The organism is Bartonella sp. CL100XZDX, assembly GCF_042195375.1.
In the GTDB taxonomy this organism is placed as follows: domain Bacteria; phylum Pseudomonadota; class Alphaproteobacteria; order Rhizobiales; family Rhizobiaceae; genus Bartonella.
The window spans coordinates 245259-265744 of sequence record NZ_JBHIOH010000045.1; the positions used below are offsets into that span (position 1 = coordinate 245259).

17 protein-coding genes are annotated in these 20486 nt (G+C 39.3%); 11 read left to right on the plus strand and 6 right to left on the minus strand.

What is annotated here, in order from left to right; all coding sequences use genetic code 11:
* Positions 1-124 precede the first annotated feature (124 nt).
* Genes ACFILU_RS04985 through lpdA form a run of 3 tightly spaced genes read left to right on the plus strand, consistent with a single transcriptional unit; the run spans position 125 to position 5806 of the window.
* Positions 125-3124, plus strand: a complete 3000-nt coding sequence (locus ACFILU_RS04985) for a 2-oxoglutarate dehydrogenase E1 component (RefSeq protein ID WP_375654298.1) — start codon at positions 125-127, stop codon at positions 3122-3124.
* Between the two features lie 32 nt (positions 3125-3156).
* Positions 3157-4368 carry a 2-oxoglutarate dehydrogenase complex dihydrolipoyllysine-residue succinyltransferase gene (gene odhB, locus ACFILU_RS04990; protein ID WP_375674987.1) on the plus strand — a complete coding sequence of 404 codons (1212 nt, stop codon included), beginning with the start codon at positions 3157-3159 and terminating at the stop codon, positions 4366-4368.
* A 31-nt stretch (positions 4369-4399) separates the two neighbouring features.
* Positions 4400-5806 (plus strand): dihydrolipoyl dehydrogenase, encoded by a 1407-nt coding sequence (gene lpdA / locus ACFILU_RS04995; protein ID WP_375674988.1) that lies wholly within the window; start codon positions 4400-4402, stop codon positions 5804-5806.
* Positions 5807-6960: 1154 nt separating this feature from the next.
* On the opposite strand, the gene ACFILU_RS05000 is transcribed toward lpdA, so the two are convergent.
* Together ACFILU_RS05000 and ACFILU_RS05005 are read right to left on the minus strand one after the other, a co-directional pair.
* A complete protein-coding gene (locus ACFILU_RS05000; protein WP_375674990.1) occupies positions 6961-8199 on the minus strand; it encodes a saccharopine dehydrogenase NADP-binding domain-containing protein in 1239 nt (412 codons plus the stop codon).
* Between the two features lie 54 nt (positions 8200-8253).
* Positions 8254-9351 carry a carboxynorspermidine decarboxylase gene (locus tag ACFILU_RS05005; RefSeq protein WP_375675042.1) on the minus strand — a complete coding sequence of 366 codons (1098 nt, stop codon included), beginning with the start codon at positions 9349-9351 and terminating at the stop codon, positions 8254-8256.
* Positions 9352-9518: 167 nt separating this feature from the next.
* Here ACFILU_RS05005 and ACFILU_RS05010 point away from each other — a divergent pair, with 167 nt between their 5' ends.
* The 7 genes from ACFILU_RS05010 to mnhG all read left to right on the plus strand — a co-directional run bounded on the left by ACFILU_RS05010 (position 9519) and on the right by mnhG (position 16295).
* Positions 9519-10016: a BA14K family protein gene (locus ACFILU_RS05010; protein ID WP_273790152.1), complete on the plus strand. Its 498-nt coding sequence runs from the start codon at positions 9519-9521 to the stop codon at positions 10014-10016.
* 227 nt (positions 10017-10243) lie between these two features.
* Positions 10244-13165, plus strand: coding sequence for a monovalent cation/H+ antiporter subunit A (locus ACFILU_RS05015; protein WP_375630658.1), 2922 nt, complete (start codon positions 10244-10246; stop codon positions 13163-13165).
* Positions 13165-13506 carry a Na+/H+ antiporter subunit C gene (locus ACFILU_RS05020; RefSeq protein ID WP_273790150.1) on the plus strand — a complete coding sequence of 114 codons (342 nt, stop codon included), beginning with the start codon at positions 13165-13167 and terminating at the stop codon, positions 13504-13506. The genes ACFILU_RS05015 and ACFILU_RS05020 overlap by 1 nt, the downstream gene beginning before the upstream one ends.
* A complete protein-coding gene (locus tag ACFILU_RS05025) occupies positions 13506-15128 on the plus strand; it encodes a monovalent cation/H+ antiporter subunit D (RefSeq protein ID WP_375674991.1) in 1623 nt (540 codons plus the stop codon). The genes ACFILU_RS05020 and ACFILU_RS05025 overlap by 1 nt, the downstream gene beginning before the upstream one ends.
* The gene (locus tag ACFILU_RS05030; RefSeq protein WP_273790148.1) at positions 15125-15610 is read left to right on the plus strand and encodes a Na+/H+ antiporter subunit E; all 486 of its coding nucleotides are present in this window, start codon (positions 15125-15127) and stop codon (positions 15608-15610) included. Before ACFILU_RS05025 ends, ACFILU_RS05030 begins: the two co-directional genes overlap by 4 nt.
* A complete protein-coding gene (locus ACFILU_RS05035; RefSeq protein ID WP_273790147.1) occupies positions 15607-15888 on the plus strand; it encodes a K+/H+ antiporter subunit F in 282 nt (93 codons plus the stop codon). Before ACFILU_RS05030 ends, ACFILU_RS05035 begins: the two co-directional genes overlap by 4 nt.
* Positions 15885-16295, plus strand: coding sequence for a monovalent cation/H(+) antiporter subunit G (gene mnhG, locus ACFILU_RS05040; protein ID WP_273790146.1), 411 nt, complete (start codon positions 15885-15887; stop codon positions 16293-16295). Before ACFILU_RS05035 ends, mnhG begins: the two co-directional genes overlap by 4 nt.
* Positions 16296-16311: 16 nt before the next feature.
* Here the strand turns inward: mnhG and ACFILU_RS05045 are convergent, their stop codons facing one another.
* The 4 genes from ACFILU_RS05045 to ACFILU_RS05060 form a co-directional block, all read right to left on the minus strand.
* Positions 16312-16704, minus strand: a complete 393-nt coding sequence (locus tag ACFILU_RS05045) for an MliC family protein (protein WP_273790145.1) — start codon at positions 16702-16704, stop codon at positions 16312-16314.
* A 17-nt stretch (positions 16705-16721) separates the two neighbouring features.
* Positions 16722-17117, minus strand: a complete 396-nt coding sequence (locus ACFILU_RS05050; RefSeq protein ID WP_273790144.1) for an MliC family protein — start codon at positions 17115-17117, stop codon at positions 16722-16724.
* Between the two features lie 417 nt (positions 17118-17534).
* Positions 17535-18668 (minus strand): 3-dehydroquinate synthase, encoded by a 1134-nt coding sequence (gene aroB / locus ACFILU_RS05055; RefSeq protein WP_375674993.1) that lies wholly within the window; start codon positions 18666-18668, stop codon positions 17535-17537.
* Positions 18643-19275 (minus strand): shikimate kinase, encoded by a 633-nt coding sequence (locus ACFILU_RS05060; RefSeq protein WP_375675044.1) that lies wholly within the window; start codon positions 19273-19275, stop codon positions 18643-18645. The genes aroB and ACFILU_RS05060 overlap by 26 nt, the downstream gene beginning before the upstream one ends.
* A gap of 260 nt (positions 19276-19535) precedes the next feature.
* Between ACFILU_RS05060 and ACFILU_RS05065 the strand changes: the two genes are divergently transcribed.
* Entirely contained in the window at positions 19536-20474 is a 939-nt protein-coding gene (locus tag ACFILU_RS05065; protein ID WP_375674995.1) for a site-specific tyrosine recombinase XerD, read from the plus strand.
* Positions 20475-20486 lie beyond the last annotated feature (12 nt).

Here is a 20486-nt window from a genome sequence, read left to right on the forward strand (position 1 = left end):
CAGGTGAAAAAACTTGAGTATAAAAAGGTAAAACTTTTTTGAATGTTCAAATCACTGCTTGTTTGTAAGCATTTAAAGGTCAAAAGAGATATAAGGAGACGGAATAGATGTTCCGGAGAGGTATATGGCAAGGCAGGACGAAATAAATAGCCTTTTTGCACAGACATCATTTCTTTATGGTGGGAATGCGGATTATATAGATCAACTTTATGCTCAATATGAAAAAGATCCTACCAGTGTTGATTCACAGTGGCGTGCTTTTTTTGAAGGACTTCATGATAATAAAGAAGATGTTCTTAAAAATGCTGAAGGAGCAACATGGCAGCGTGATCATTGGCCATTAAAAGCAGAGGGTGAATTGGTTTCTGCTCTTGATGGTGATTGGTCTTCTCTTGAAAAATATCTTGGCGATAAATTAAAGGAAAAAGCAATAACAGGTGCTGCACAAAAGGGGAAAACTTCCAGTAAACAAGATATTATTCGTGCAACACGTGATTCCGTTCATGCAATTATGATGATTCGTGCGTTTCGAGAACGGGGACATCTTCATGCGCAGCTTGACCCTCTTCAATTGGCCGAAAAACAAGAAGATTATAAGGAACTTTCTCCAGAAGCTTATGGTTTTACTCCAGCTGATTACGAGCGTCCCATTTTTATTGATAATGTTTTAGGATTGGAATATGCAACTATTCCGCAAATGCTTGAGATTCTCAATCGGACCTATTGTTCAACAATCGGTGTGGAATATATGCATGTTTCTGATCCAGTTCAGAAAGCATGGCTTCAAGAACGCATTGAAGGGCGAGATAAAAAAAATTCTTTCACACAACAAGACAAGAAAGCTATTCTGAATAAGCTTATTCAGGCAGAGGGATTCGAACAGTTTTTAGACACTAAATATAAAGGTACAAAGCGTTTTGGACTCGATGGTGGTGAGGCGCTGATTCCCGCTCTTGAACAAATTATCAAATGTGGTAGTGCTTTGGGGGTGCAGGAAGTTATTTTAGGAATGGCACATCGTGGTCGTTTAAATGTTCTTTCACAAGTTCTTGCCAAACCGCATAGGGCTATCTTTCATGAATTCAAAGGGGGATCTTATAAGCCTGATGATGTGGAGGGATCCGGTGATGTCAAATATCATTTGGGAACTACCGCTGATCTGGACTTTGATGGTAAAAAAGTTCACTTATCGCTGTTGGCTAATCCATCTCATCTTGAGATTGTTGATCCGGTTGTTATGGGGAAAGCACGTGCTAAACAAGATCAACTTATGGGACCTGCGCATACTGATTTACTCCCATTAAGTGAGCGTTCAAAAGTGATGCCATTGCTTATTCATGGTGATGCTGCTTTTGCAGGACAAGGCGTTATCCAAGAAACTTTTGGTCTTTCAGGTCTTAAAGGTTATCGTGTTGCAGGCTCACTTCATGTTATTATCAATAACCAGATTGGTTTTACAACATCTCCACGTTTTTCACGTTCTTCGCCTTATCCATCAGATGTCGCAAAAATGATTGATGCACCAATTTTCCATGTGAATGGTGATGATCCTGAGGCGGTTGTTTTTGTTGCCAAAATAGCAACAGAGTTTCGCCAAATTTTCCATAAACCAGTGGTTATTGATATGTTTTGTTATCGCCGTTATGGGCATAATGAAGGTGATGAACCTTCCTTTACGCAGCCGCTTATGTATAAAGCAATTCGTAATCATAAAACAACACTTCAACTTTATAGTGACCAATTGGTAGCAGAAGGAATGATTTCTTCAGAAGAGATTGAGCAACAAAAAAAATTATGGCGCGATAAGCTTGAAGGTGAACTTGAAGCGAGTGCTTCTTATAAGCCTAATAAGGCTGATTGGCTTGATGGAAGCTGGACGGGACTCAAAGCTTTTAGTAGTTCTGATGAGCAGCATTCTAGAGCAACCGGTGTTGAATTAAAAACTTTAAAGGAAATTGGTCAGAAAATTGTTGAAATTCCGGCGAATTTTCACGTTCACAAAACCATTCAACGTTTTTTAAATAATCGTGCTAAAATTTTTGAAACCGGTGAGGGTGTTGACTGGGCAACCGCTGAAGCTTTAGCTTTTGGTTCACTTTGTTTGGAAGGTGCACCGGTTCGTCTTTCCGGTGAAGATGTTGAGCGGGGAACTTTTTCACAACGTCATTCCGTTCTTTATGACCAAGAAAATGAGGCGCGTTATATTCCTTTGAATCATTTACAAAAGGGGCAAGCGCTTTATGACGTTGTTAATTCTATGCTTTCTGAAGAAGCTGTTCTTGGTTTTGAATATGGATATTCTCTTGCTGAACCACGAGGATTAACACTTTGGGAAGCACAATTTGGTGATTTCTCTAATGGTGCACAGGTCATTTTTGATCAATTTATTTCATCCGCAGAGCGTAAGTGGCTTCGTATGTCTGGTCTTGTGTGTTTATTGCCTCATGGTTTTGAAGGGCAAGGGCCGGAGCATTCTTCTGCACGTTTAGAACGATTTCTTCAACTTTGTGCGGAAGATAATATGCAGGTTGCTAATTGTACAACCCCTGCAAATTATTTTCATATTTTGCGTCGACAAATTAAGCGTGATTTCCGTAAGCCATTGATTTTGATGACACCGAAATCACTCTTACGTCATAAGCGAGCGGTTTCTCTTCTCAATGAAATGGGGCCAGAAACAAGTTTCTGTCGTGTGTTGCTTGATGATGCAGAATGTCTCAAAGATTCTGTCATTAAGTTGCAAAAAGATAATAAAATTCGCCGTGTCGTTCTTTGTACTGGTAAGGTTTATTACGACCTTTATGAAGAACGTGAAAAAAAGGGTATTGATGATGTTTATCTCCTTCGTATTGAACAGCTTTATCCTTTCCCTGCAAAAGTTTTGGTGAATGTGTTATCGCGCTTTTTGCAGGCGGAAGTTTTTTGGTGCCAAGAGGAACCAAAAAACATGGGGGCTTGGTCATTTATTGAGCCTTATTTGGAATGGGTTTTGACGCATATTAATGCGCAATATTCACGTGCTCGTTATGCAGGACGTCCTGCGAGTGCGTCACCGGCCTCTGGGTTAATGGTGAAACACCTTGAACAACTGGCTGCGTTTCTTAAAGACGCGTTAGGTTCTTAATTTATTACTACTCTGATGTATGGAAAAATATTATGACTACTGAAATTCGTGTTCCTACTTTGGGCGAATCGGTTACCGAAGCAACGGTTGGCAAATGGTTTAAAAAACTTGGCGAAGCTGTCGCTATGGATGAGCCTTTGGTTGAATTAGAAACTGATAAGGTAACCGTTGAAGTTCCTTCTCCTGTTGCTGGGAAATTATCTGAAATCATTGCAAAAGAAGGCGATACGGTTGAAGTAAATGCTCTTTTAGGAGTGGTGAAAGCTGGAGAAGCTCGTGTCTCCCAATCATTTTCACCTTCTGCTACGCTTGTTCCAGCGGCTTCATCTGAATCGGAGAAGCCTGCTTTGAGCAGTGCAATGCCTCCTTCTCCTTCAGCAGCAAAATTGATGGCTGAAAATAATGTTGCAAAAAGCGATATTTCAGGTTCTGGAAAACGTGGACAAATTCTTAAAGAAGATGTGCTTGGTGGATTAAAACAAAGTACAAATGCCCCTACACCCTCTTCTTCTGCGACGAGTTCTTCGGCAACTCCTGTCCAAGAAACACGTGAAGAGCGGGTTCGTATGACGAAATTGCGTCAAACAATTGCTCGCCGTCTTAAAGATGCACAAAATGTAGCAGCGATGTTAACCACATTTAATGAGGTTGATATGTCAGCTGTGATGGATTTGCGCAAGCGTTATAAGGATCTTTTTGAAAAGAAACATGGTGTTAAACTTGGTTTTATGGGGTTTTTTACCAAGGCTGTTTGTCATGCATTAAAAGAACTTCCTGCTGTTAATGCCGAGATTGATGGGACAGATATTGTTTACAAAAACTATGTCAATGTTGGAATTGCTGTTGGAACGGATAAAGGGCTTGTTGTTCCAGTAGTGCGAGATGCAGATCAAATGTCATTGGCAGAGATTGAAAAAGAGATTGGTCGTTTGGGACGTTTTGCGCGTGATGGAAAATTAGCCGTTTCTGATATGCAGGGCGGAACTTTTACCATTACCAATGGTGGTGTGTATGGATCGTTGATGTCAACACCGATTTTGAATGCACCACAATCTGGTATTTTGGGAATGCATGCGATTAAAGAGCGAGCAATGGTTGTTGAGGGCCAAGTTGTGATTCGTCCCATGATGTATTTAGCGCTTTCTTATGATCACCGTATTGTGGATGGGCAAGAAGCTGTGACTTTCCTTGTGCGTGTTAAGGAAAGCTTAGAAGATCCGGAACGCCTTGTTCTTGATTTGTAAAATACAGTTTTCAGGATGAAAGGAGAAACGGATGTCTTATGATGTGGCTGTGATCGGAGCGGGTCCAGGTGGTTATGTAGCAGCAATAAAGGCGGCACAACTGGGACTTAAAGTAGCGATTATTGAAAAGCGTACAACATTAGGAGGAACATGTCTCAACGTTGGTTGTATTCCTTCTAAAGCGTTGTTGCATGCTTCAGAAGTGTTTTCTGAAACCCAGCATGGTTTTGAAACGCTTGGTATTTCTATTGGTAAATCTAAGCTTAACCTTGAACAAATGATGGTTCATAAGAAAGCTGTGGTAACAGCCAATACGAGTGGTGTTTCTTTTTTGATGAAAAAAAATAAAGTTGATACTTTTTTTGGGACAGCCAAAATTTTGAGTGCGGGTCATGTGGAAGTTGTTGCCAGAGATGGTAATAAACAAACAATTGAAACAAAAAGTATTATTATTGCTACCGGTTCAGAGAGTTCAGGCATTCCAGGGGTGAATGTTGAAATTGATGAAAAGACTATTGTTTCTTCTACGGGAGCTCTTTCACTTGAAAAAGTACCAGCGCATATGATTGTAGTGGGTGCTGGTGTCATTGGTTCAGAACTTGGATCAGTTTGGAGCCGTTTAGGTGCTAAGGTGACCATTATTGAGTATCTTAATAAAGTTTTGGGCTCAATGGATGGTGAAGTTTCACGGCAATTTCAGAAATTAATGGAAAAACAGGGGATTGAATATAAAACGGGTGCAAAGGTGACAGCTGTTACACAATCTGGCTCAACTGCTCAGGTGAGCTTTGAATCTGTCAAAGGTGGTGAATCTGAAACTTTAGAGGCTGATGTTGTGCTTATTGCTACTGGACGTTCTCCCTATACAGAGGGGCTTGGCTTACAAGAGGCTGGTGTTCAGTTAGATGAACGCGGATTTATTGCAATTGATGCTCATTGGCAGACGAATGTTCCAGGAATTTATGCAATTGGTGATGTCGTAAAAGGACCAATGTTAGCACATAAAGCAGAGGAAGAAGGCGTTGCTGTGGCAGAAATTTTGGCAGGTCAAAAAGGACATGTTAATTTTGATGTTATTCCTAGTGTTGTTTATACACAGCCGGAAATTGCGAGTGTAGGAAGGACAGAAGAAGAGCTAAAAACTGCTGGTATTGAATATAATGTTGGCAAATTTCCTTTTATGGCTAATGGTCGTGCACGTGCAATGCAAAAGAGTGATGGGTTCGTTAAAATCCTTTCTGATAAAAAAACAGATCGGGTATTAGGGGGGCATATTCTTGGATTTGGTGCTGGTGAAATGATCCATGAAATTGCAGTTTTAATGGAATTTGGTGGTTCATCAGAAGATCTGGGACGTTGTTGCCATGCACATCCTACCTTATCAGAAGCCGTGCGTGAGGCAGCTTTGGCAACATTTGCTAAACCACTTCATATTTAAAAAGCTTTTAAAAAGTACATTTAAAAAGGCACATGAGGCGGAAAATATTAGTGAAGCATGCAACAACATTTTAAAACTTTAAAAAGGAATATAACCAATTGTATTAAAATGTTCCATTTGTTGTATGCTTTTCGATAATTACTGTTTTAGATATCTGTTGTGCAGTTTTGATTGATTATTCTGTTGTGCACTATCGTTTAGAGCGGTGGTGTTTAGTCTATGTAAAGTTTTATATATGGGGTAGTTTTTATACTGTTATAAATATTTAAGATAGGATTCTGAGCCTATCTGCGTGCTTTGTGTTAAGAAAACATCTCTCAAAATGCCCAAATCTACTTCGCAATGGTGCTCGTGAATGGTATAGCTGTAAAGTTTCTCTTGAAATATATGAAATTCATTCAAACTGTTATAAGACCTATTGTGCACCATCATCTTTATGTTTAGTAAAAGTACACGCTGACATTGATAATACACTTTTTCAGTTCTCAATATTTCTAAAGCTCTTTATTATTTGAGAGTTTTCATAAGAGAATTTTTATTCTGTTCTTTTATCATTTTACCTCACACGCTCGCTTTGTTTGTGATGTGCAGACAAAAGATTTTAATTGCTTCAATGTGAGAGAGCTTGTGATAAGAAAATCTTACAGTATTCAGCGTTATAAATCAAGTTGAAAATGATATTTTATTGTTATAAATCAATGTGTTATATATGATGATGAATCATATGAAGAGAGAAGCCAAGAGGAATTCACCCAAAGAAATTGAATTGTTTAATGATTGGTGTGGGTTAAGGATCTTTGTCATTTAAGATGAAGAGGGGAGGGATTGGATATTCTACAAAATACCGCTCTTCTTTAAAAAAGCGGTATTTTTATATCTTTTGTTTATGACACTATCTTTTTGATGATAATGACAAGTCATACAGTGTGATTAAGTTAGTTTTTTCTTCTCTGCTTTTCTTGATCATTGCTTGCTATGTCTTAAAAAGATGATATGTCTCTTCTTTAAGGTTGTTAAGAAATCGTAATGTTGCCAAAATATAACGAATAGCTAAAATTTTTTTGAAAACCATAATTACACGAGAATATTAAGTTTGTTTTCATTGGGCAGTTTTGTGATAACTTAAAAAATCAAGCATATGCTTTCTATAGGTATTAAAATTGTAATTTTTTATCTTCTTGTTGTTCTCTTATAAAAGTGGGAAGCCCCATATGATCAAGATATTTAAGGAAAGGGTGGGGTGGTAATTCTTCTACATTGACCATAGTTTTAACATCCCATTCGCCTGTGGCAATAAGAAGAGCTGTTGCGGCTGCTGGTACGCCAGCTGTATAGGAAATGCCTTGTGCCCCAGTTTCATGAAAAGCTTGTTTGTGATCGGCTATATTATAGATAAAAATTTCTCTCGAGTTTCCATCTTTTTCGCCTTTAATAAGATCTCCGATACAGGTTTTTCCTGTGTAGTCTGGGGCGAGAGAGGAAGGGTCGGGTAAGACGGACTTCACGACTTTCAAGGGCACGACTTCTTGACCTTCTGCCGTTTTAATTGGTTGTTCGGATAAGAGTCCGAGGTTTTTTAGAACCGTAAAAACAGTGATATAACGATCACTAAATCCCATCCAGAAACGGACATTCTCTACATCAAGATTTTTGGAAAGTGAATGAATTTCATCATGTCCTGTCATATAGGCTTTTTGTTTTCCCACAACGGGAAGATCCCATTCATGGCTGATTTCAAACATTTTATTGGAAGTCCATTTTTTATTTTGCCATGACCATACTTGTCCTGTAAATTCACGGAAGTTAATTTCTGGATCAAAATTTGTAGCAAACCAACGCCCATGATTTCCGGCATTAATATCAATAATATCAATATCTGTGATTTTATCAAAATAATCATCGCGCGCTAATGCTGCATAAGCATTCACTACACCTGGGTCAAAACCTGCTCCTAAAATAGCGGTTATACCAGCTTTTTCACATTCTTGACGTCGAGGCCATTCATAATTGCCATACCAAGGAGGTGTTTCACAAATTTTCAATGGGTCTTCATGAATTGCGGTATCGATATAAGCGCATTTGGTTTCAATACAAGCTGAAAGAACAGACATATTAAGAAAGGCAGAACCAACATTAATGACAATTTCGCATTTGGTCTTTTGGATGAGCTTTATAGTTTCTTCTACATTCATGGCATTGAGCGAATGGCTTTTGAAAACACCCTGTTCTTTCATTGTGTTTTTTTCTTTAATAGAAGCAATGATGGCCTCACATTTTTTGAGTGTTCGTGAAGCAATATGAATTTCACCAAGAATATCGTTGTTTTGAGCGCATTTATGCGCAACAACTTGTGCAACACCTCCGGCACCAATAACGAGAACATTTTTTTTCATTGTAGGTCCATCTCCTTTTTAATACTGTTGTATGACGTTTTTTATGGTTTATCTTTATGAAAGGCTTTCCTGATAGTCGTTATAGCTGAATTGGCGTTGAAGTGTTAATGTACCATCGCACTCTTTGAGAACAATAGCAGGCATTGTAACGCCATTAAACCAGTTTTTCTTGACCATTGTATAACCTGCTGCATCCTGAAAAGACAGTCTATCGCCTATTTTAAGAGGTTTTTGAAATTGAAATGTTCCAAAAATATCGCCGGCAAGACAAGACTTTCCACAAATCATAATTTCGTGTGGACCTTGATTGGGTTCTAATTTGGCATTCTCACTATAAATTAAAAGATCAAGCATATGAGCTTCAATGGAGCTATCAACGATGGCAAGGTTTTTTTCGTTATACAATGTGTCAAGAACGCTTACTTCTAGTGTGGTGCTTTTGGTAATAGCAGCTTCTCCTGGTTCTAGAAAAAGAGTGACACCATGAGTTTTAGAAAATTGTTTTAAGCGTTTTGCGAAAGCTTCTAGAGGATAATTTTCAGCCGTAAAATGGATTCCGCCGCCAAGGCTTATCCAGTCAACAGCAGAAAAAAGTTCTGCAAATTTTTCTTCCATATACCCAAGCATTTGGTTAAAAAGATTAAAGTCAGCATTTTCACAATTGTTATGGATCATCAATCCGTTGATAAGAGGCAGAACTTCTTTGATAGCGCTTTGGTTTGTTTCTCCTAAGCGGCTAAAAGGGCGAGAGGGGTTGGCAAGATCAAAATTTGATGCGCTCATTCCTGGGTTTAACCTTAAACCTCTTTGAATGGTTTTTGTTGCATCAGAAAAGCGTTGAAGCTGTTGGATGGAATTAAAGATGATTTTATCTGCATAACCACAGGCTTCATCAATTTCATCATCTGCCCAAGCCACTGAATAAGCATGGGTTTCTTTGCCAAATTTTTCTCTTCCTAAACGCAGTTCATAAAGGGATGATGATGTGGTTCCATCCATGAACTCAGACATTAAATCAAAAACACTCCATGTGGCAAAACATTTCAAAGCAAGTAAAATTTTAGCTCCGGACATTTCCCGTAAACGAGAAATTGTTTGCATGTTTTTGATGAGTTTCGATTTGTCTATAAGATAGTAGGGGGTTTTTATCATCATTTATTCATTCTTTTTTGTAGGATCTTATTGCCAAGATCAACGTTTAGTACAAAGAGTAACAGAATGTCTCAAGAAAAAAGAATCTTAAGAAAAGAATCTGTTTCTGTCCAGCAAGAGAAAGGCTTTCTGTAATTACTGTTGTTTATTATGTTGAGTTTTTTGTTATGAGTATGAAAAAAAAATTATATTATGCTTTAGCTTTTGTATTTGTTAGCAGTTTTTTCATTATAATAACCACTCTTGTTAATTGGGGACAAAATAGGAGTGATGCTAAAGCCAAACTGGTTACTCAGACCTCTCTCCAAGATAGTTCGGTGCCTTTGATTTTTACGGGGCGTAGAGAACTTAATGGTTTTAAAGGTTATCGTCATTATCGGCGTGGTTATCGTAAATACAGTGATAATTGGTGGTATCCTGAAGTGGCATTTATTACATCACCGCACTTAAGCACAAAAGGCGCATCATTAAAAGTTGTACCAGATGCTAAAAAAGTGTTTTTAACTTCTTCTTCGGAAAAATTAGAAAAAAAAGAGCCATGGATGCTTAAACAACATATTGAATCTTGCCTTGCGCGTTATCGCTCTTATAATAAAAATGATAATAGTTTTCAGCCTTTTCATGGGGGGCGTAAGCAGTGTTTATCACGCTTTTTTAAAGGATAGAAATTATTAAATAAAATTTTAATTGCTTCTTGTCGTGGGCGTTATTGTTCTTAAAATAAAGAGAAGACTTGTGTGGTGCGCAGTATTTTCATGCCAGCATTGTTTTTTTTAAAATTTTAAATGCTTTTAAGTTTTATTAAATCTTATTATCATTAAGTGTGGAATGGGGGGTGAGAATATAAGTTTTTGTCGATGACAAAATATTAAGGCAAAATGGAGTTTAAAGAATGACAACACGGGAAGCAATGTTGGTATTGCTCGTTTTGCTTCCCTTTGGTGGAAGTGCTGTCATTGGCTTTTTTCGTTCGACAGCAAAAAATAATGAAGCCTGGTTTGCTGGGATTGTCGCGCTTTTCTGTCTTATTTTTACAATAATGCTTTATCCGGAAGTTCGCGGAAACCACATAGTGCGTTTAGATATTTCTTGGCTTCCAGAATGGGGAAGCGATTTGATTCTTCGTATAGATGGTTTATCGTGGCTTTTTTGCTTGCTCATTACAGGGATTGGGCTGCTTGTTGTCATTTATTCACGTTATTACATGGATCCAGCGGATTCTGTACCTCGTTTTTTTTCCTTTTTTTTGGCTTTTATGGGATCAATGATAGGAATAGTTTTATCAGGTAATCTCGTCTTTTTGGTTGTTTTCTGGGAACTCACTAGTATTTTTTCTTTTTTGTTGATCGGCTATTGGTACCATAATGCAAGTGCGCGTGAGGGTGCGCGTATGGCTCTAACGATCACAGGTTTTGGCGGCTTTGCCCTTTTTATTGGAGTTTTATTGATTGGGTATACTGTTGGCAGTTTTGATTTAGATAAGGTGCTACAGTCTGGAGATATGATCCGGTCAAGTTCTCTTTATAGTCCTATCCTTATTTGTATTTTATTGGGAGGGTTAACAAAAAGCGCGCAATTTCCCTTTCATTTTTGGCTACCCAACGCGATGGCTGCTCCAACCCCCGTATCGGCTTATTTGCATTCGGCAACAATGGTAAAAGCGGGATTGTTTTTGCTTGTTCGTTTATGGCCTGTGCTCTCTGGAACAGAATCTTGGTTTTGGCTGGTTGGCTTTTCAGGACTCTCGACATTGCTGCTAGGTGCCTATTTTTCCATGTTTCAGCAAGACTTAAAAGGACTGCTTGCTTACTCGACTATTAGTCATCTTGGATTAATTACAACGCTTTTAAGTCTTGGTAGTCCACTTGCATGTGTTGCGGCGATCTTTCATATGGCCAATCATGCTACTTTTAAGGCTTCTTTATTTATGGCTGCTGGCATTATTGATCATGAGACAGGAACACGTGATATGCGTAAACTGTCAGGGCTTTATCGTTCTATGCCTATTACAGCAACTCTTGCTTTAGTTGCGAGTGCAGCGATGGCTGGGGTTCCTTTGTTGAATGGTTTTTTATCGAAAGAGATGTTTTTTGCTGAAGCTGTTGAAACGCATATGGAATCATGGCTCGATTGGATTGCGCCTTATGTGGCAACGCTAGCTAGTCTGTTTAGTGTGACTTATTCTATACGCTTTATTCACGGTGTTTTTTTAGGACCAAAGCCTGACAATTTACCCAAGACTCCCCATGAACCACCGCATTTTATGCGTTTACCAATGGAGCTTTTGGTGTTTATTTGTTTAGCGGTTGGTATTTTTCCTAATTTAACAATAGGACCTATTTTAGATAATGCGGTCGTGTCTGTTTTAGGACCAATGACAATTCCTTATAGTTTGGCTGTTTGGCATGGGTTTAACACTCCATTAGTGATGAGTTTTGTTGCATTATTAGGGGGCGGATTGCTCTATGCTGTCGGGCATCGTTATTTTTTATCCTGTGATGATGGGGCTCCTTTTTTCCGTCACTTAAAAGGACCGCGTATTTTTGAACGCATTCTCGTAATTATTTCTTGGAAATGGGCCCGTGCGGTGGAATCTGCTTTGTCAACACGCCGTTTGCAGATCCAGTTGCATTGGATTTTTTGGGTCTGTTTTGCATTTGTTGGTCTTTTACTTTGGTGCGATGGTTTCATTCCAGTGGGGACATTACCGCTTTTTCCACTTGATATTCCTTTTCTCGCTCTTTGGCTGGTTGGCGGATTATGTGCGCTTTTAGTTGCTTGGCGAGCAAAGTTTCATCGTCTTGCTTCACTTATGCTTTTAGGGGGAGCTGGCTTGATGACTTGTGCAACCTTTTTATGGCTTTCTGCTCCTGATTTAGCAATAACACAATTGGTTGTTGAGGTTGTTACAGTCGTTTTATTATTGCTTGGTTTACGGTGGTTGCCTAAACGTTTGCATGATCCTGGGCCAGCTGCTGTTCATTTTTGGATTCGTTTGCGTCGTTTCCGTGATTTCATCATATCCCTTGTAGGAGGTGCTGGTGTAGCATGGCTTTCTTTTGCAGTGATGACACGTCCTCAAGGTACAACGATTTCTGATTTTTTTCTAACGCATGCTTACTCAGATGCTGGTGGTCGCAATGTTGTGAATGTGTTGTTGGTTGATTTCCGTGGTTTTGATACCATGGGAGAAATTGTGGTTTTGGGTGTTGTTTCCCTTACTGTTTTTGCCCTCTTACGACGTTTTCGTCCTGCGCCTGAGAGTATTGATGCGCCTTTTCAACAACGTATCCAGAAAGCCTTTGATATAGCACAGCCTAATCGAAATGTGGGAGATACAGTATTAAATTATTTAGCTGTTCCTGCTGTTATTATGGGTTGGCTCTTTCCGATTATTATTGCTTTTGCTATTTATTTATTCATGCGAGGGCATGATCTGCCAGGAGGTGGATTTGTCGGTGGTATTACTTTGGCGATAGGGTTTATTTTACAATATCTTGCACGCGATATTCGGTGGGTGGAAACGCATTTGAGAGTTTTACCTTTGCGTTGGATAGGCTTTGGCTTATTGTTGTCAGTTGTAACGGGGATGGGCTCTTGGTTTTTTGGATATCCTTTTTTAACATCCTTTTTTCGATATATTCATCTTCCGTTAATTGGGAAAGTTCCCATGGCATCTGCTTTTTTGTTTGATTTTGGTGTGCTTTCTCTTGTGTTGGGAGCAACTGTTCTCATTTTAATTGCACTTGCACACCAGTCAATTCGGAGTTACCGAATCGGTAAGAAGCCTATTTTAAAAGAGAAGGAAAATTAATGGAAATTGTTCTTTCTTTGGGTATCGGTGTTTTTGTCGGATCAGGTATTTGGCTTGTTTTACGTCCACGTACTTTTCAAGTCATTCTTGGTTTGTCCTTGATCTCTTATGGTGTTAATCTTTTTATATTTTCAATGAGTAGACCGCGTAGTAATGCTGCTCCAATTGTTGATCCTACCACTGTTATTAATCCAGCTAATTATGTCGATCCTCTCCCACAAGCCTTGGTGTTAACTGCGATTGTGATTGGTTTTGCAACAACAGCTTTATTTTTAGTTATCTTGTTGGTTTCACGTGGTTTAACGGGTTCTGATCACGTTGATGGACGTGAGGTGCAATAATGGAAGTAGGGGTGCATCATCTCCTTATTTTGCCTATTCTTTTGCCGTTAATCACTGGAGCACTTCTTCTTTTTTATGATGAACGTCGTGCAAAACTTAAATCATTCATCAGTCTTTCTTCTGCGGGACTGTTGGTCGTTACTGCCATTTTATTGATTATACGTACTCTTGAAATAGCACCGGCTTGTGATGTTTATCGACTTGGTAATTGGCCGTCTTCTTTTGGAATTGTTTTAGTCCTTGATCGCTTAAGCGCTATGATGCTTTTACTTTCCAGCTTGTTGGTGACTAGCGTGTTGGTTTTTGCGCGGGCTCATTGGTACAAAGCTGGTTCTCATTTTCAGTCACTAATGCAATTTTTTATGGTGGGAATAAATGGTGCTTTTTTGACCGGCGATTTATTTAATTTATTTGTGTTTTTTGAAGTTATGTTAACGGCTTCCTATGGGCTTGCTTTGCATGGTTCTGGTCAGACACGCGTGCGCGCAGGGTTGCATTATGTCGTGGTTAATCTTGTTGCTTCATTATTTTTTTTAGTTGGTATAGCGCTCATTTATGGAGTCGTTGGTACTCTTAATATGGCCGATTTGGCTGTTAAAATAAAATATATATCTTCTACAGATATTGTTTTGTTCGAAATAGGTGTTGCACTTTTAGGTATTGCTTTTTTGCTTAAAGCGGGTATGTGGCCGCTTAATTTTTGGTTGGTGCCAACTTACAGTGCAGCAGCAGCACCCGTTGGAGCTTCTTTTGCACTTTTGAGCAAGGTGGGTATTTATATTATTTTACGTTTAACGTTGCTATGGTTTAGTCCTGAAAGTGAATATTTTAACCATTTTGGTCATACGGTTTTGTTTTATGGTGGGCTTGCCACTATGATTGTTGGTTTTATTGGGATATTGGCGAGTCAAGTTTTGGTGCGTTTGGCAGCTTATAGTGTCCTTGTCTCTTCTGGTACATTGTTGGCCGCGATCGGGATTGGCAATGCAGCACTGACAGCAGGTGCACTTTTTTATATTGTTTCTTCAACTTTAGCACTGGGAGCTTTTTTTCTTTTGGTAGAGTTGGTTGAACGCTGTCAAGATGTGGCTGCTAATGTTCTTGCTGTCACAATGGAGGTTTATGGTGACGATGAAGAGGAGGAAGAAGATGAAGTTGGCACATATTTCCCTGTAACCTTGGCAATTCTTGGGGCTTGTTTTGGTATCTGTGCCATTTTGATTATTGGATTGCCACCGTTTTCTGGTTTTGTTGCTAAACTTATGATGTTCATGGCAATTTTAAACCATAGTAGAGAGGATTTTTTTACCTCTCTTCCGGTTTACCAAGATTGGCTTTTTGTAGTTTTTGTCACCCTCTCTGGTTTTGCAGCTTTGATTGCACTGACACGAACGGGTATCCGAACTTTTTGGATTTCTCTTGATGGTCGCGTTCCACGTGTGCAGGTGATAGAATTTGCGCCTATTGCCGTTCTTCTTGCCTTGTGTTTTCTTATAACAATTGTAGCCAGTCCTGTTAGTCATTATATGTCTGAAACCGCTAAGACTTTGTATGAACCTCAAAACTATATTGGGAGCGTTTTAACGGATTTTTCTCTCGAAAATAGGGAGATGAGTAAATGAATCGTTTTTATACTTCCCCTTTTTTCAGTGGTGGCATTGTCCTTATGTGGCTTATTTTAAATGGTTTTAGTTTAGGGCAATTGCTTTTAGGGATTTTAACCGCTTTGTTTTGTGGTTGGATGATACGGCTTCTGGAGCCAGAGAAGGCTGTTATTAAAAGCTGGAGTGCGGTTTTTCGTCTCGTTTTTCGAGTATTTATAGATTCTATATTCTCAAATGTTTCGGTGGCTTGGTTTGTTTTAACAAAAAGGTCTCGAGAGCAGAAGTCTGGTTTTATTGTAGTACCTCTTCTGCTTCATAATCGCACTGCTTTGGCTATTTTAGCGTGCATCCTTTCGGCAACCCCTGGAACTGCTTGGGTTGCCTATAATAGTAAAAAGGGTGAACTTTTGCTTCATGTCTTAAATTTAAAAAATGGATATGATTACAAACAGTTGATCAAACAACGGTATGAGCAATTGCTTTTGGAGATTTTTTTATGAGTATGGTGATTCTTTATTGGGGGCTTTTCTTTTCACAGTTTTTTTTAAGTTTAGCGGTGATTTTCGCGCTGTTTCGGTTGATTCGTGGTCCACGGGCACAGGATAGAATTGTTGGTTTGGATGCCCTTTATATAACCACTATTCTTTTGTTTCTTACATTCGATATTCGTTCTGGAACAACCATTTATTTTGTCGCAGCTCTCATTATTGGGTTGTTGGGTCCAGTCTCGAGTATTGCTTTGGCGAAATTTCTCATGCGAGGGGAGATTATTGAATGAAAGATGATGTATCGCTTGTGGTTGCTATTGCTATCACGATTTTCTTAATATTAGGGTCGGGACTGACATTGATCGCAACAATAGGTTTGGTGCGTTTTTCCAATTTTTATAAGCGTTTGCATATGCTTTCAGTATGTACGAGTTGGGGCGTTGGTAGTATTCTTATTTCTTCATTTCTTTATTCAATATTTGTGGACCATTATTTTGTTTTTCATGAAGCGTTGCTGATGTTTTTTTTGTTTTTAACAGCGCCGATAGCTTCTATGTTGCTTTCACATACAGCAGCTTATCGACATCATTCAGAAGAACAGTCAGAAAAACCGCTGGCTCTTTTATTACACCAGACGGAGGAAAAGTTACCCACATCAGAAGGAACATCAAGAGATGAGAGCCAGCGCGGTTCTTGAAATGTAAGAACCTTCCTTATTCTGTGCTTTTTTCTTCTACACAGTGGATGGGCTTTTCTTCTTTTGGATCATTAATAAGATCGTAAAATATGGCTTCATTTTTAGTTATCCACCAAATGTATTGACCACCCACATATTTTCCTCCAGAAGCGGCAATTACATTAGAACCAACGATGCGCTTACCGTTCCATTTTAAATCAACAAGCGCAATATTGCCAGCATTATGATAAGTTGCTTCAACATGCTCTTTGCTTGTTCCCATATCGCATTGATAGGAGACGGTCTCTGTTGTTGGTTCTGGGTCATCTGGTACTTTAATGACTAAAGAACTTGCTAATGCATTAATTGAACCGAGGAGGAACACACTTAAAGTAATGAAAAATTGTTTAGTAAAAGAAATTTTTTTCATAATATTTCCCGTGTTATTTAAAATAATAATGTTGACTCATCTTTACAGAGGATAGGTTTTTTTTCTTCTGGATCCTGAGCAAGGTCATAAAGCGTGACTTCTTTGTTCTTCTCCCACCAGATATACTGAGCTCCTGCAAATTTTGCTCCTGTCGCAGCGATGACATTAGCAGCAATGACACGATCACCGTTCCATTTGAAATCAACCAACGAAATATTGTCAGCATTAAGATAGACTGCCTCAACGCGCTCTTTACCTGTTTCAGTATCACACTGATAGGTAATGATCTCTGTTTTGGGCTCTGGATTGTCTGGTACTTCAATGATTAAAGAACCAGCTAAGCTATTGTTTGAGCTGAAGAGTGATAAACTTAAAGCGGTGAAAAATCCTAAAATGTGCAAAGTTTTTTTCATGATGCTTCCCTATATTCCTAATATTGTGCACAAAGAATAATTTGACTGATACGATGGTGTCTACGGCAGGATTCGAACCTGCGACCCCAGGATTCATACCACTTCGATTTTCACCGCCAGCCTTATCGGCTGTTTGTGGTCTGGACTGTCTCTTCACCTTGAAGCTTTTGCTCTTTAGGTGCTGCCCGTTCAGTCTCTACACCTTTCTCTCATTTGAAGAGAGACTTGGCTCGGGATTGGCATATAGTCGCCCATGAAGCTTTCCCCGAATTTGAGCAGATTCACTTTGAGGATTTCTCCTCAAGGTGCCCAATTTCTTTAGGAATCCTGTGCTCTATCCTACTGAGCTACGCAGACATCATCATACTTATTCCTTTAATAGAAGTATAAAAACGAATCAATTATATTCAATATGAATTAACGAATTTCTGCTAATTTTTGTTCCAGAAAAGTCAAAACTGCATCTGGTGAAACATTTTTTGCAATAAATGATTGACCAAGGCCGCGTGTTAGGATGAAGGTCAAATTATTTTGCAAAACTTTTTTATCTTGGGCAATGAGAGTCATTAAAGTTTCAGCATCTGGTAGACACCCTGGGATATCCTTTAATTGTGTAGGTAATCCTATTGCTTTAAGGTGTGCTTCAATGCGTTGTGTAAGCGTGGGGCTTATTAAATTTAATTGAGCAGAAAATTGATGCGCTAGAATCATTCCAATTGCTACAGCTTCACCGTGAATTAAACGCTTTGAGTCATAAGCGGTTGCTGTTTCAAGCATGTGTCCAAATGTATGGCCGAGATTTAAGAGTGCGCGCTCTCCTGTTTCGTGTTCGTCACGTGCTACAATGGCAGCTTTAAATTGGCATGAGCGGACAATGGCTTCTGTTCGCATAGGGCCATTAGAAAAGACTTCTTGTCCATTTTTTTCAAGCCATTCAAAAAAATCAGGCTGGTTAATGAGTCCATATTTGACCATTTCCGCGTAACCAGCACGAAATTCACGCAGTGATAGGGTATCAAGGACACAGGTGTCAGCAATAACGCATTGCGGTTGAAAAAAAGCACCAATAAGATTTTTGCCATATCGGCTGTTGATGCCCGTTTTTCCACCAACAGAGGAATCAATTTGTGCAAGAAGCGTTGTGGGCATTTGAATGAAGTTCATACCACGGCGGATTATACTTGCCGCAAATCCTGCTAGATCGCCAATGACACCACCGCCAAAAGCAATAACACAGTCGCCTCTTTCTAAACGCGCAGCAAGAATTTGATCGATGACAACTTGCAGGGTTGAAAATGATTTTGATTGTTCTCCCGCTTCTACAATAATAGGGACAGTATGAATTTTATTTTTTGTTAATTCTGCTTGCAATATCTCCAAATGAAGGGAAGCAACATTTGTATCTGTAACAAGTGCAAAGCGCGTTGGATAAGGATCTTTTTTGTTAAGAGCATGTTTAATCTGTGAAGCAGCTTGTGTAATCAGACCCGGACCAATGGTGATATCGTAACAGTGTTTGTCCAGTTTAACAGTGACGGTTTTGGTTTGCATGCTGGTTATCCCTATTGTTAATTTCTGTGTATAGGTAGTGCTGTACGGATCGTATAACATTTTGTGCTACGGTATGACGGCTTTCTTTATGACTGTTAATTGTTAAGTTTGCCTTTTCATAGATAGGATAACGCTGTTCCATGAGTTTTTGCATGGTTTCTTTAGGATTGGCTGTTTGAAGCAGGGGACGTGTCGGGTGCTTTGAGACACGTTGCATGAGGATATCAAGATCGACTTTTAGCCATATAGATATACCATTTTTGTGAATGGCTTTTCGGATATTTTCATGTATGTAGGCACCACCACCTGTTGCTAAAATAAGGGGACTTTTTTTCATGAGGTTTAGAATAACACGCTGTTCAAGAGCACGAAATTCGGATTCACCATAAATTTCAAAGAGTTCCGTGATTGTCATTTGTGCAGCTTTTTCAATTTCTTGGTCAGAATCATAAAAGGGTAAACGAAGCATGGTGGCGACGCGTTTTCCGATCACTGATTTGCCTGCCCCCATAAGGCCAACAAGGACAAGTGCTCTTTTATCAAGGGACGATAAGAGCTGATTCTTTATTTGTGTTATGGGGATTCGTTTTGGTCGATTGCTTTTCATAACTTTATTTCGGCATTTATCCATCTTAAAGTCAATTCCTGTTAATCTTTGTGAGGCATTATACGAGATAGAATATTTTTGGGTAGGTTATTGTCTTATGCCAACATTGACTAGATTTTTGATGATTCTTTTCATTTTGTTTTCTGTTTTTTTCATTATAATGGGTGCTCTTGTGGTTTGGGTTGAACCAGTAACTGTGGATATGTACATTGATGTTCCCTTGGATTCATGGAATCTTTCTACGGAAGTGAATCAATGAAATGAAAACTGGTGCTGTGATAGATCATTTTCTTGAGATGATGAGCGCGGAGAGAGGGGCTTCACCTCATACACTTGCGGCTTATCAGCATGATTTGCAGTGGGCACAAGACGAATTGTCTTCACACTCTGTTTCGCTTTTTTCAGCACAAAAAGAAGATTTAATTACCCTTTTGTCGCTTATGCATACTTTTGGTTTTGCGGCATCATCGCAAGCGCGCCGTTTATCGACTTTGCGTCAGTTTTATCAATTTCTTTATGCTGAAGGGTTGAGAGCAGATGATCCCTCTCATGATATTGATGCACCTCGTCAGGGGCGTCCTTTGCCCAAAATCATGAGTGAAGATGCAGTGATAAAATTGCTTGATTTGGCACAGTTAGAAGTTAATCAAGCAGATTATGGGTCCAAAGAGTATTTCCGTGCACTGCGTCTTCAGCTATTGATTGAAATGCTGTATGCAACGGGATTACGCATCAGTGAGTTGGTGAGTCTGCCGGTTCAGTCTGTTCGAAGGAAGGAGTACAGCGTTTTGGTTCGTGGTAAGGGAAAAAAAGAACGAATGGTGCTGTTATCAAAAAAAGCATGCCAAGTTCTTTCACAGTGGTTAAACTTGCGTGATCAGGGAAAGGGTGCTACGAGTTCTTATCTTTTTCCCGCGCATTCCGAGACAGGATATATTGCTCGTCAAGTCGTTGCGCGGGAGTTGAAAAATCTCGCTAGAAGAGCAGGAATAGAAAGTGATAGCTTTTCTCCCCATGTGTTGCGTCATGCTTTTGCTAGTCATCTTTTGCAAAATGGTGCTGATTTGCGTGCCGTTCAACATTTGTTAGGTCACTCTGATATTGCTACTACTCAGATTTATACCCATGTGTTGGAAGAGGGACTTTATCGTTTAGTCAATGAGCATCATCCACTTGCCGATGAGCAAAAGGCTCGTTAAAGAAAAGGTGAT